This is a genomic window from Acinetobacter sp. WC-743 (assembly GCF_000335555.1).
Taxonomy (GTDB): Bacteria; Pseudomonadota; Gammaproteobacteria; order Pseudomonadales; family Moraxellaceae; genus Acinetobacter; species Acinetobacter bereziniae.
In genome coordinates, this window is record NZ_AMFQ01000097.1 from 123,734 (window position 1) to 136,815 (window position 13,082).

The 13,082-nt window shown below is 38.1% G+C and carries 16 protein-coding genes; all 16 read left to right on the plus strand.

Translation table 11 applies throughout. The annotated features are described in order from the left end of the window. Positions 1-41: 41 nt before the first annotated feature. The 16 genes from ACINWC743_RS14255 to ACINWC743_RS14325 all read left to right on the plus strand — a co-directional run bounded on the left by ACINWC743_RS14255 (position 42) and on the right by ACINWC743_RS14325 (position 13,081). The gene (locus ACINWC743_RS14255; protein ID WP_009585872.1) at positions 42-530 is read left to right on the plus strand and encodes a phage regulatory CII family protein; all 489 of its coding nucleotides are present in this window, start codon (positions 42-44) and stop codon (positions 528-530) included. Further along, entirely contained in the window at positions 523-1,440 is a 918-nt protein-coding gene (locus ACINWC743_RS24505; protein WP_009585942.1) for a primase-helicase zinc-binding domain-containing protein, read from the plus strand. Before ACINWC743_RS14255 ends, ACINWC743_RS24505 begins: the two co-directional genes overlap by 8 nt. A gap of 11 nt (positions 1,441-1,451) precedes the next feature. Further along, entirely contained in the window at positions 1,452-3,203 is a 1,752-nt protein-coding gene (locus ACINWC743_RS14265; protein WP_009585930.1) for a primase-helicase family protein, read from the plus strand. Between the two features lie 335 nt (positions 3,204-3,538). Further along, positions 3,539-3,997, plus strand: coding sequence for a hypothetical protein (locus ACINWC743_RS14270; protein ID WP_009585950.1), 459 nt, complete (start codon positions 3,539-3,541; stop codon positions 3,995-3,997). 451 nt (positions 3,998-4,448) lie between these two features. Continuing rightward, positions 4,449-5,036, plus strand: a complete 588-nt coding sequence (locus ACINWC743_RS14275) for an HNH endonuclease (RefSeq protein WP_009585971.1) — start codon at positions 4,449-4,451, stop codon at positions 5,034-5,036. A gap of 2 nt (positions 5,037-5,038) precedes the next feature. Beyond that, the gene (locus ACINWC743_RS24510; protein WP_009585903.1) at positions 5,039-5,194 is read left to right on the plus strand and encodes a hypothetical protein; all 156 of its coding nucleotides are present in this window, start codon (positions 5,039-5,041) and stop codon (positions 5,192-5,194) included. Then, the gene (locus tag ACINWC743_RS14280) at positions 5,191-5,421 is read left to right on the plus strand and encodes a hypothetical protein (RefSeq protein ID WP_009585984.1); all 231 of its coding nucleotides are present in this window, start codon (positions 5,191-5,193) and stop codon (positions 5,419-5,421) included. Before ACINWC743_RS24510 ends, ACINWC743_RS14280 begins: the two co-directional genes overlap by 4 nt. 144 nt (positions 5,422-5,565) lie before the next feature. Next, a complete protein-coding gene (locus ACINWC743_RS14285; RefSeq protein WP_009585861.1) occupies positions 5,566-6,084 on the plus strand; it encodes a phage terminase small subunit P27 family in 519 nt (172 codons plus the stop codon). Between the two features lie 8 nt (positions 6,085-6,092). Beyond that, positions 6,093-7,937 (plus strand): terminase large subunit, encoded by a 1,845-nt coding sequence (locus ACINWC743_RS14290; RefSeq protein WP_009585939.1) that lies wholly within the window; start codon positions 6,093-6,095, stop codon positions 7,935-7,937. Continuing rightward, positions 7,934-9,217, plus strand: a complete 1,284-nt coding sequence (locus ACINWC743_RS14295) for a phage portal protein (RefSeq protein ID WP_009585883.1) — start codon at positions 7,934-7,936, stop codon at positions 9,215-9,217. The genes ACINWC743_RS14290 and ACINWC743_RS14295 overlap by 4 nt, the downstream gene beginning before the upstream one ends. Then, positions 9,207-9,932 (plus strand): HK97 family phage prohead protease, encoded by a 726-nt coding sequence (locus tag ACINWC743_RS14300; protein ID WP_009585969.1) that lies wholly within the window; start codon positions 9,207-9,209, stop codon positions 9,930-9,932. The genes ACINWC743_RS14295 and ACINWC743_RS14300 overlap by 11 nt, the downstream gene beginning before the upstream one ends. A gap of 64 nt (positions 9,933-9,996) precedes the next feature. Then, positions 9,997-11,499, plus strand: a complete 1,503-nt coding sequence (locus ACINWC743_RS14305) for a phage major capsid protein (protein ID WP_009585901.1) — start codon at positions 9,997-9,999, stop codon at positions 11,497-11,499. Between the two features lie 70 nt (positions 11,500-11,569). Beyond that, a complete protein-coding gene (locus tag ACINWC743_RS14310) occupies positions 11,570-11,875 on the plus strand; it encodes a head-tail connector protein (RefSeq protein ID WP_009585970.1) in 306 nt (101 codons plus the stop codon). Next, positions 11,876-12,202, plus strand: coding sequence for a head-tail adaptor protein (locus ACINWC743_RS14315; RefSeq protein WP_009585949.1), 327 nt, complete (start codon positions 11,876-11,878; stop codon positions 12,200-12,202). Further along, positions 12,202-12,729, plus strand: a complete 528-nt coding sequence (locus ACINWC743_RS14320) for an HK97-gp10 family putative phage morphogenesis protein (protein ID WP_009585965.1) — start codon at positions 12,202-12,204, stop codon at positions 12,727-12,729. The genes ACINWC743_RS14315 and ACINWC743_RS14320 overlap by 1 nt, the downstream gene beginning before the upstream one ends. Beyond that, complete coding sequence (locus tag ACINWC743_RS14325; protein WP_009585952.1) at positions 12,719-13,081, plus strand: hypothetical protein; 363 nt, start codon at positions 12,719-12,721, stop codon at positions 13,079-13,081. The genes ACINWC743_RS14320 and ACINWC743_RS14325 overlap by 11 nt, the downstream gene beginning before the upstream one ends. Position 13,082 lies beyond the last annotated feature (1 nt).

A 13,082-nucleotide genomic window follows, 5' to 3' on the forward strand; every position in this document is an offset into this window, starting at 1 on the left:
CATTTTTTTGATAAATATGACTAAATTTGAGATTTCTAAACATGAGAAATAAAACAGATGTTGTACTGTCACTTGAAATGGCACTGAAAGCGGCTGTTTATAGACCACAAGATGATTCTTTAATGGCACAAATTGCTGAAAAAAATTGCTTTAATATTAATACTTTTAGAAGTTCATTGAATCCAACCACTTCGACGCACAAAGCAAATATTTACCACTTTGAAGCAGTTCTGTCTGAGACTCAAGACAGCAGGATAATGGATTCAATATGTGCAATTCATGGTAATGCTGCTTGGTTTGAGCTTCCTCAAGTTATTGAAGATTTGGATCACGCTTCCTACATCACCAAAATTGGTGAACTTGCACAAGAGCAGGGCCATTTGTCTCAATCAATCGCTACAGCAATATCTGATGGGCGCATAACTCAGCATGAGCATGATGAAATTTATAAAGAGGTTTTTGATTTATTTAGAGTCACAGCCACTTTGCTTGCAATGGTGAAAAACCATAAGGAGCGAGATCATGGTTAAAAAGAAAGGATTTGAAATTAAAGATGTTAAAGAACGTTCTCATGGAATGTGGGATTCCATTTTTCCGCAATTTGCGATTACGATGCCAGCAAAACGAAGACATGCTCCTTGCCCAGCTTGTGGTGGAGAAGATCGTTTTTACTATGACGATAAACTAGGTTTTGGTGATTTCTTTTGTAATGGTTGTGGCGCTGGAGACGGGTTTGCACTGATTAGCAGAGTTTGTGAAGATTTAAGTTTTCCTAAAATTATTGAAGAAGTTGCATCAATAGTTGGTTTGAGTGCAGATTCGCAAATTACAGATGTAGAACGTGCGGAACTGCGTAAACAAGCAAAATTACGTGAGCAAAGACATCAACAAGAAAAGTTAAAAAAACAGGAAAATACGGCCAAAAAAGCACTTAGATTATGGAATAACACACATCTAAGCGAAGATCAGTGTTGTCCATATCTTGATCGAAAAAAAGTTCAAAATTTTGATTGTTTAATCAATTTTGATGGTGATTTGATCGTGCCACTATATGACGAGCAGCGGGTACTTTGGAATTTACAATATATTAAGCCCGATGGTTCCAAAACTTTTTTATCTGATGGCCGTAAAAAAGGATGTTTTCATTTTATTGGAACCGTTGAATTGGCAGATCCTGTCATTTGCATCGCTGAAGGTTACGCAACTGGTGCATCAATTCATATGGCTACAGGGCTTCCAGTGGTGATTGCATTTGATGCATTTAATCTATTACCTGTTGGGCAAAATATTCACAAAATGGAACCAAATGCAAAGTTAATTTACTGTGCAGATGATGATAGCGCAAAAGAGGATACAGGACGCAAATGCGCTGAAGAAGCTGTTGCTGTGACAGGCGGTGTCGTTATTATCCCAAACTTTGAACATGAGGCAACTGTATGAATGAGTCACAGATGTCACAGCAACAAGCATTAACTGACTTTAATGATCTTCACGTGAACTTTGGTTTAGATGCGGTCAAGGCGCAGGTGCAAAATGCAGTCTCAAACATCTTGCCTTTCCCCGCACCCCTTTCCCCAAGCCCTAACAAAAATTTGGGGCAAAGTGGCGAAAATATTCAGAATATCGATATTTCCGATGCTAGTGGGGAGGAGCGTAGCGACAATAGGGGGTCTAAGGGGGAGGATGGTACCTATACACTTGATTTAAATTCGAGCTTAGCGCGTTTTTGTGTCATTGAGGGACAGTCAAAATATTGGGATATGCATCGAAAAACTGAAATTAAAAAAACTGCATTTATCGATATGCTTGGAAAACAGCTTTATTCAGATTGGATGAATCATCCAAAACGGAAGTTAATTGATGCAAATTCAGTTAAGAATATCTTAAATAAGGATACTGCCAAGCTTGAACAAAATATGAATGATCGATTCATCATGCTTGAAGGGACTAGACAATCTTGGGATGTAAAACGACGTACTGTTGTCAGAAATGAGACGATCAAAGATAACTTCAGATCAGGCTTCGACGTTTGGATTAAATCAGAAACTAAAAAAATGATTTGGTTTGAAGATTTGGTTTTCAATCCGACAATGAATGTTAAATCTGGTCAGATAAATATGTTTGATGGATTGCCTATTGCACCGATGTTGAATGATGCTGATCAAATGATCCCATGCATTGCAGCGCGTGATATGTGTAAGCCGTTTATATATTTATTACAACATATCTGTAATAACGACAAAGATATTGTCGAGTGGATTATTAAATGGCTTGCTTTCCCATTGCAAAATCAAGGTTCAAAAATGGCGACTTCGATACTCATGCATGGTGAAACCCAGGGAGCAGGTAAATCCTTATTTTTTGGTAAGGTCATGCGTGAGATTTATGGAAAATATAGTGTGACACTTGGACAAAACGGACTTGAATCTATATATACCGATTGGGCAAAGCAGAAACTATATTGCCTTTTTGAAGAAATTTTTAATAACAAATCTAAGTACGGAATGATGGGGTTAATTAAACACATGATCACTGGTGAAACGATTCGAATTGAAGAAAAGTTCATGAGTGGATATGAGCAATCGAATCATATTAACTGTGTTTTTCTATCTAACGATACACAGCCATTACCACTTGAAGAAAAGGATAGACGTTTTCTTGTCGTAAAACCCTGTGGAAAATTGAGTGATTCAATTAAGAAGTCGGTGATTGAATGTATAGATAACGGTGGTGTAGATGCGTTTTATACGTATCTATTACAAATTCCATTGGATGGTTTTAATTCTCATACTGAACCGCCGATGACAGATGCCAAGACCGACATTATCCAATATGGTTTGCCATCATGGAAAATATTTTTTCAGCGGTGGCAGGGCGGTGAACTTGATTTGCCATTTTGTTGTTGTCTTTCAACAGACTTATTTACTGCATATATGTCATGGTGTAAGCGATCCCATGAGAAACCATTACCTGAAAATAAATTTTCATTCCAGATTGCAACTATTCCTGGTGTTTCTAAGCGACTTGCTCGTTATAAAGAGGATCAAAAAGGGTATGTTGAAAAGCCAAAGGAAAAGCAGAAAACAGTAATATTTGTTTCTGAGCCTGATCCATCACAAAATTTAGTTGATTGGGTAACTTCACAAATCAATATGTTTAGTGCTAAATTACATGGAGATGCACCAAGTGTATTGCCTTCATAATAAAAATATCGATTACCTGCCGTCTATGTTAAGGGCGTTAAGGGTAATGTTAAGGGTATATTCATCTACCCTTAACATCCTCAAACCATTATCACGCAATGTTTTTAGCACTTATGTTAAGAGTGTTAAGGGCTTCGTGCGCGCGCGCGCACGTGAGATAAAAAAATTCTTAATCAAGTTTAGATTTATTTCTTTAAAAAATCCTCTCACACGAGGAGACACACCCTTAACACTCTTAACACCCTTAACATATATTGATTTATATACATTTATTGTTTTATGTACCCTTAACACTACCCTTAACACCCTTAACATTTTTTAAAAAGGCACAACAAATGGAAAAAATTTTAAGATTATTAAATCCTAAATCTACAAATTTTGATTCAGTGGGTGGTGGATCTTATGGAGCTTTAACGACACAGGATGTTTGTGCTGCGATTACCTATGCGAAGTTATCAGCGATTGAGACTGAATTATTTAATTTATATGTATCAGGATCTAAAACTATAGAAATGATCGAAAAGTCAATTTCAGTTATTCATAGAGAGTTATTGATTAACCACGAAACCAGTGATGATGAGTTTCATAAATTAGGTTTATTTGTTGTTTTGGTTGAAATGTTCTGTTGTGCTGGAGATTACAAGCCTTCAGTTAGGAATAGAGCTATGATTGCAGGTGTAAGTAAAGATAAGATGCATCGTGTTATAAATCAATATGTTGAAAGTATCAGAGTAATAATTAATGTGTATTCAAATATCCTAAGCATTAAGATAAACAACCAAATATCATTATAATTAGCTAAAAAGGTATTTTTAGTATTGACAGTTGCGACAGTTTAGATATACATTTCACCACAATGAGTAATTGTAATTATTCAGCGCTGTAAGTTTCCCCAGAGTCGAAAGACTCTTTTCATACCACATGTTTCCCTCGGAGGTTCATGTGGTTTTTTTATGGTAGTTGTATGCTTAAACCCAGATATTAAAGATTACTAATTAGGTAAAGACTGTTTGAGTAATCACGCATAGAACCCGCGATAGAGGTTACAACCCGTGCAGTTCATCGAGCATGAATAGGATAAGCAGGAAAGCGACAATCAGACTTGGGAGTGATGCCCCGCCTTAAATTATGATTCGAAACCGAAAATTGATTAGTACCATGCCTATAAGGTGGCAATCAAAGTAGGGAGTAGCTATGGACCACAGCATAGAGCTTCTGTGGTGATCTCAATTGGAGTTTGTCATCATGGGAAAGAAAGCACCACAACGTGCTAAACGTCCATGCCTTGTATCGAGTTGCAAAGAATATGCAACCAATCAAGGTTACTGTGACAATCATCAAGATAAGATTCGAAAGAAAGATCGGGAGCGTGGTACAGCGCACCAGCGTGGCTATGATGCACGATGGGAAAAAGAACGGCTTCAACACTTGGCTGAAAATCCGCTTTGTGCTGATCATCAGAAGCGTGGATATATTGAAGTGGCCACTGTAGTGGATCACATCATTCCGCATAAGGGCGACAAAGAATTATTCTGGGATAAGAACAATTGGCAATCATTATGCAAGTCATGCCATGACCGCAAGACACAGTTAGAAGATCGTGGCAGTTGGAACTATCAGCAGCAACCAGCTAAAGCAAACCTGAATAGTATTAACCCTTTCTTTGAGGGTGATATTGCTTTACCTGTTTCTGGTTTTGCATTTGAGTCGTTGAACTGCAAAGTTGATTCTAAGTTTGAAGTGATTGGTGTTGAGAGCAATTCAATCACCATTGAAGACAATGATGGCTTTACTCACCGCTTACATCATAGTCATTTCAAGAAGCAGGTTTGATTATGAATCATAAGAAATTTGAAGATGAATTTAAAAAGCTTCCATCTTATCAGCGATTAATCTTTATACATGGTGAACGTTTATTCATACGTGATGCAGATGTGTATCGTGTGATAGCAGTACAGGCTGCTTATGAATTTCAAGTGAGAAAATCATGAGTGAAGAAATATTATTACTTGGTGATCCCGTCTGTTATGTAGATTCTATTCCTGGTGCAGATGAAATTGGTGTTGTTACAAATTCTTGTATCACAAACTTCAAAGTACTTTGGAATGATGAAATACATTCAAGGACTGAAGTATACAGTAAGCTTCGACTTGCATCACTTGCAGAGGTTGATGCACAGACTCGGATAATTCAAAAGCATTTAGTAAATGCGAATTAATCTCAAAATAGGGGATAGGGGGTGTAAAGTCGTAAGGCCTTGCCCCTAGAAGACCGCCCCCCCGTCAAATTTTTACGTGGTCAAAATTCCATAGGGGGGTATACCTCTAATATTTAAATATTTTTAGATTTTTTGGAGGTGTCTATGTCAAATGCTGGAAGGCCTCCCAAATCTTTGCAAGAAAAACTCATGTCTGGTTCTCGTATTCGACCTGATCGTGATGAAGATGCTCAAGTAGCAAATGCAGCAGTAGATTTGGGACTACCCCCATGTCCAACATGGCTAAATGCAAAAGCAAAAAAACACTGGGATATGTTAGGGCCTAAGTTGGTTCAAGCTGGATTACTAGCAGTCGTTGATGGTGACGTCTTTGGATTGCATTGCGACAATATGGCTGTTTATGAAACAGTCATGGAAAAGTTAGTAGATATGGATTCTTGGGTTTCAAAAACGCCTAATGGTTTTGAAGTTCAAGCTGCTTGGCTACAGATTCGCAATAAATTGCAGGAACAAATTATTCGAACCGCGCGTGAATTTGGTTTAACTCCAGCTGCGCGTTCAACTGTCAAAGTTAATAAACAACAGCAACTAGATCTGTTGGGTGCTGAAAAATCTACCACAAGCAGCAATGATCCATATCTTAATTATGGGTTGAGGAATTAGTGAGTTTCATGCGTGATTATTTTCAAATTGCGCTTCAGTATTGTGACGATGTGCGAACTGGAGTGCGTACATCGGGGAAACTGGAAAAACTTGCAGTTAAAAGATTTTTAAATGATTTAACCCGTTCAGGCTGCCCAACAATTTCAGATAATCCAGATGTTGAATCTTTGTTGATTAAGCTGAAAGTAAGTACTAAACCTTCCGACATTGGATTTGATTATGAATTTGACGAAGAACGTGCAAGACATGCATGTTTTTTTGTCGAGACATGTCCTCATGTTTCAGGTGATTTAGCCAAATTAAAGCCAGATGGCACACGTAATTTAATGATTATGGAGCCTTGGCAGGTATTTGCTACGGTAAATATTTTTGGATGGGTAGATTCAGATGGTTTAAGACGGTTTTTGTATTTCTATATTGAGGTCGCTAAAAAAAATGGTAAGTCTACATGGATTGCAGCACTTGGCCTTTATATGGCCTTTATCGATGGTGAAATGGGAGCTGAAGTATATTCAGCTGCAACATCTAAAGATCAAGCAAACATCATTTTCCGTACTGCAAATAAAATGGTTGAGCTATCACCTTTCATGCAACAGCGTTTTGGTATTGAAGCGTCAAAATATTCAATTTTTCAACCAACCTCTGGTTCATTTTTTAAATCGCTATCACAAGATCGGGGCGGCACAAAAGACGGTCTGAATGTACACATGGCTGTTATTGATGAATTACATGCTCACAAAGATTCAAGCATGTACGATATTACAGCTGATGGTATTGCTGCACGATCACAACCTTTGGTTGGAGCTATTAGTACTGCGGGTGATGATAATTTAGGTGTATGTTATCGGGAAAGAACGACTGTTGAAAATGTACTCTTGGGTAAAGCAGTACACGAACAGTACTTTGGAATGATTTTCTGTTTAGATCGTGGGGATGATTGGAAAGATCCTAAAAATTGGCCGAAAGCCAACCCTAATTACGGTGTTTCAGTCACAATCAAATATTTACAAGCCAAATTTGAAAAAGTCATTATTTCACCTTCTCAAGAGGCTTTTTACCGTCAAAAGCACTTAAATGAGTGGGTTGGTGCTGTAAATGGCTGGATTGCGCCATCTTCATGGGAAAAATGCTATCGAAAAGTCAAAGAAGACGATTTCAAAGGATTACCAAACTTTGGCGGTTATGACTTGGCCAGTCGATTGGACTTGGCAAGTTGGGGTTCATTACGTCCACGACTTGAAGAAGATGGGAAAATTCATTGGCATGCATTTGCTCATTCTTACATTAATGAACGCGTAATTAAGACCAAACAAGCTATTAATGGTGAAAAACGACCAGATGAATATGCTGTATGGCGTGATCAAGGTTGGTTAAATGAAACAGCGGGTGAATCGACAGATTACAAACGTATTCAGCGTGATATTGAAAATGCACATATCGAAAGCCCATTTTATGAGGTTGGTCATGACCGATATCATGCGGAACAAGTTACAGCCAATTTACTAGATGAAGGTTTAAGTGTCATAGAAATCCCTCAAACCAAAGAATATTTGAGTCCTGCAATGCGTTGGATTGAAGTACTAATTGCTGAAGGGCGTTTTCATCACTCTGGAGATCCTGTACTGACTTGGTGCGCGACTAATGTTGTTGTCAAAGAAGATTCTAAGGAGCATATTTTTCCTAATAAGGTTTCACCAGGGAAAAAGATTGATGCGATGCAGGGAATTATTATTGCGGCAGTACGTGCACGGCATTTCGATAATGAAAGCGTATTTGATTTAGTACCAGGAGAGAATCCAGATGATTGGGATGCGGATGATTACATCAAAAATATGGTAGTGGGGCGACGATGACAGCACAAATTGCAAAAAGTCGGCTGTTTGAATGTCTTGAAAAGGACAAAATCCAGCGGGCAGTTAATGAAACCAAGGATATTCAGGCCAGAAGTACAGGCCCTGAAAGTCCAAAACGTGGGGTTTTAATTGATTTTCCACGATCCAATAGCCGAATAGCCAGTACCGCTACTTTTGAACGAGCAATGACGCTTTCAGCTGTCTTTGCTTGTCATAAAATCTTAGCTGAAACAGTTGCAAGTTTACCGCTTGAGATGTTCGTTTTTGACCAAAATCGGCATCGTAAACAGATATTTGACCATGATTTAGCGCGTTTATTTCGCAATAAACCGAATGATGATCAAACAAATATTGAGTTTAAAGAAACATTTATGCTGAATTTAATCAGTGGCAATGTATATGTGCGGAAATATTATTACCACAAACAACTTAATCAGCTTGAAGTCATCAATAATGCTTCAGTTTTACCAAAATTGAATGATAAAGGCAAAAAAGAGTACCACATCACTTATTTTGATGGGAAAAAGGAAGTTTTAACAGATAAAGAGATTTGGCACGTTAGATTATTTGGTACTGGCTTGGTTGGAATGTCGCCTTTGGCATTTGGTGCTAGATCAATCGGAATTGGGTTGGCAACCGATGATAAAGTCGGACGAGTCATGGAAAATGGCGCAAAACCATCGGGAACGCTTTCAACTGATAAAACTTTGAAAAAAGAACAACGTGATGCACTCCGTCAGGAAATGTCAGACCTAGTTTCTGGTGATGATTGGTTTCTTCCAGTCCTAGAAGGTGGCTTAAAATTTGAAAAAATAAGCTTAACACCTGAAGACATTGAACTTTTGTCTACTCGACGTTTTACCGTTGAGGAAGTTTGTCGCTTCTATGGGGTTCCAAGTGTATTGATTAACGATACCAGTGGTTCAACTGTTTGGGGTAGTGGTATCGAGCAGCTTGTAGAGTCATTTTACCGTTTTGGATTGCGTCCTTATTTTGAGCGTATTGAAGAGTCAGCAAGGTTAAATCTATTAGACCGTGTTGACTGGGATACTTACGAGTTTGAATTCAAAATTAAGGACTTGTTACGTGCCTCTATAGCCTCTCGTATTGCTAATAATAAAGTTCGGATTGAAAGTGGCCAGTCCACAATTAATGAAGTACGTATCGAAGAAGGTTATGCACCTGTTGAAGGTGGAGATAATTTAATGGTTGCAGCTCAGTTATTGACGCTGGATCGTGTTATTGAGGGGCAACGAGGTGGACAAAAAAATGAGCCGTAATCATTTAAATTTACGTGATGCACAAGTGCAAAAGCCGAATGTCCAAATTCGGCTTTTGCCATTTTCAGATGTCAAATTAAGATTCGATGAAAATCAAGACAAGAATTCTGCATTTGAATTTGATGGATATGCTGTTCGTTGGGAAAGTATCAATTCACATGGTGAACAATTTGTGAAAGGAGCTTTTACAGATTTTATTAATGCGGTGGCAGCTGGTGCAATGCGATGTCATATGTATTACAACCATGGCCATCGTTATGACTGGATTAGTCCTGAATTTGCGATGCGCATCGGCAAATGGTTGACACTTGAAGAAGATGATATTGGTTTTAAAGTTTCAGGACGACTTACACCAGGTTTGAGTCTTGCCAAAGATGTACGTGCAATGCTTGAAGATGAAACGATAGATGGTTTGTCGATAGCATTCTTTTATCCTGATCCAATGGACATTGAAGATATGGGCAAATTTGTTCGTATTAAACGAGCGAGTCTATATGAAATCAGTGTATGTGATGAACCAAGTGATCGAAATGCGCGTGTGTCTGATTCTGATATGCGAGATATTCAAACAGAAACAGATATGAAGCTTTATCTTGGACGAAAGTTCCATCTTGATGAAGCAGCTGCATCATCCTTAATCCAACGTGTTCAATCAATTGGCCAAGATCAACCAGCGCCAAAACAAGATCCTTTTGCCTGGTTAGATCAAGTTTAAATTTTTTTAATGAAACAAACATAACCGCCTTAACTGGTGGTTTTCTTTTTTAAAAGGAAATAATATGACTGCATATCAAAAACGCCCACTTGCAGGTGCAAAGCAAATTTTAACTCGTGACGAAAACGGGAACCCACTTGATACGGCATCCGCAGAGTTAAAAAAGCGTTTAAAACAATTAGATGATTTAATTGAAAGTCGTCAGGCGCAGTTAGCTAATCTACCTGATGATGCTAAAGCTGAACTTGAAAAACGTGCTACAGAAATTAATAAGCTCGTTGCAGATATCGATCAGATCAAAACTGATTTGGTCAACCAAGCGAAAACGCGTTCCGAAGATGAGCAGGGTGGTATTGCTGCAATTTTAATTCGTAATACTGAAGCTTTAGAAATTGCTAAAACAATGCTTGAAAAGCGTCAGAAAAATACTTCTGTCTCGTTTGATGGTATTAAAGCACGTAATATCGTGACATTAGGTAGTCTTGGTGAGAATTACCAATATGCAAAAAATGATTTAAATCGTGTGCCTTTTCAGCCATTAAGTCTGGTTGATTTGATCAATTGGGCACCATTAACCAATGACATTGTGACTTTATTGCGTGAAACAGCATGGGATTTAATGGCAGATATTGTGCCTGAAGGTGAAGAAAAGCCTGAATCTAGTCTCGAATTTGGTCCATTGGTACTGAATGTTGGTGTGATTGCGCACTGGATCAAAGTATCAAATCAAGTTTTAGCAGATATGCCAATGTTGGCAAGTTATATTGAAAGCCGTTTAGCCTATGGTATTCGCTATAAACTTGAATACTTTGTGGTTAATGGGCACATTCCAGCAGCAGGACAACCTAAAAACTTTAGTGGTTTGATGGAAGCTGGAAATCACGTCACAGTTACAGTTGAAGCTGGCGATACAGCACTTGATGTATTGAACCGTGCAAAATACAAGGCAGCATTATCATTCCTACAACCAGAATGTTATGTGCTTAATCCACAAGATTGGGGCGTCATTGAACGCTTAAAGGGTTCTGATGGTCACTATTTGATTGGTGTTCCTACTGGCACAGGTGTTCAAGCTTATTTATGGGGGCTACCAGTTCGTTTTAGTCCTGTTCAGAAACCTGCCAAATTCTGGTGTGGAAATTTATCTATCGGTTTTGATGGGTATATTCGCGAAGATGTTGATACTCAAGTCTCGCTTGAAGATGGTGATAATTTCCGTAAAAACTTGGCTACAGTTCGTTCTGAAATGCGTGCAGCGGGTGGGGTTATTATTCCTGATGCAAATGTTGCAGGGGATTTGCCTAATGTTCCAGCAGATCGAGTTGCACCAGTATTACCAGTAGTATTGGTTAATTCTGCAAAAGAATTAAGTGGTACAGCTGAAGCTAGTGCAGTTATTAAAGTTCGTGCCGCTAAAGGTGGCCTAATTGGAATTACATATGCTGATAACGCGGGTGCCTGGTCAATCAAGCCGAATCCATTAGCAGTTGGTGAGGTTGGATCTGTTACAGCAACAGATGAAGCTGACAATATTTCTCAAGCTTTATCTGTTACTGGTGAAGCGTAATAATTATTTAAAAAAGCAGTCTTCGGACTGCTTTTTTTACCTCTTTTTATGTCAATAAAAGGCTTTTTTTATGAGTGACTTAATTACATTAGAAATGACAAAACAGCATTTGCGCGTGATACATGACCGTGACGATGCATATATTGAGTTATTGATAAAAGCAGCTACACAGAACGTACTGGATTTCATTGATTTTTTAGATTGGGATGCAGTTAAAGAAAAATACAAAGGTGCAATTCCTGAAAATTTATCAGTTGCTGCATTGTTGATTATCTCTGACATGTATCAAAACCGCGCATCTCAAGCGGATGTTAATTTATATGTGAACCGCGCATGTGAAAACTTGATGTTTCCATCACGAAATATGGGGGTCTAAATGCAACCAGGTAAATTAGATAAATTGTTTGATGTGCTTGAACGAACACCAGAAAAAAATTCTGGTGGCCAAGTAAAACAAGAATGGAATGTAATTGGTCAATTCTATGGTGGTGTTGAACCTATTAGTACACAAGTATTCACACTTTCACATACACAAGGATCAGCATTGGTCTGTCGTGTTGTGATGCGCCCTGATGATTTTCCTGATTTGAATGCAGGTCATATGCTTAAAGATGTTGATACGAATCAAATTTATCGTATAGATGGCAAATTGCCAGTAAACAAAGGCAAACAGACTTTGATGTGTAGCATAGGAAAACTCTAATGATAGATGTTTCTGTACGAGTAGATGGTTTGGATGATCTAACTCAACAACTACAGCAATTGGAAAGCTTGGGTAAGCAAAAGCAATTAACACAAAATGCACTTTTTTATGCATCTAAACCTATGCTAGATGAAGTTAAGGCTTTAGCACCTAAAGCTGAGAAGGCATATTACAGATATTGGAAAGGTAGGAAATCAGATGATTATGCAGGTAAAGAACGTAAATTGGTCAAACCTGGTAAATTAAAGAAATCCATAAAAAGAAGAAGAGTAAAAATTGAAGGTAGTGCAGCCATAGGGATTTATGTCGGTGGTACGAAATGGCTAAATGATCCGAACTACTATGCTTTTTATTGGCGGTTTTTAGAATACGGAACGCCAAATTTACCAGCGACTCCTTTTATTCGTCCAAGTTTCGATAAACATAAAGAACAAGCCGTTGAAAGGTTTAAAGAACGATATCGCGAGTATGTGAACAAGATTACACAGCGAAAAAACTTAGAAGCAGGTGTTTCAAATGCTAGCTAGTGAAGCAATTTATCAAATATTAGGTTCAATATTTAATGATCGTGTAGGACCAAGTCCATTGCCTGAAGGTTTCGATAAATCAGAAACATACATTACTTATGAAGGAATTTCATCAATGCCCTTGATGACTGTAAAAAATTGGACAGGGCATGATCACGTGCGAATTCAAGTGAACGTAATGAATCACGATAATATTGAATGTGAAAAGGCTGCCATAAAAGTAAAGCGAGAGATGGACAGTCAATCCATTATTAAATGTGAATTTTTAGGTGAGCGATATGCTGGATTGGATGTTGAAACCCAGCTATGGCAGATTCAAATTGATTTTTATATGTGGCAAATAACTTGCTAGG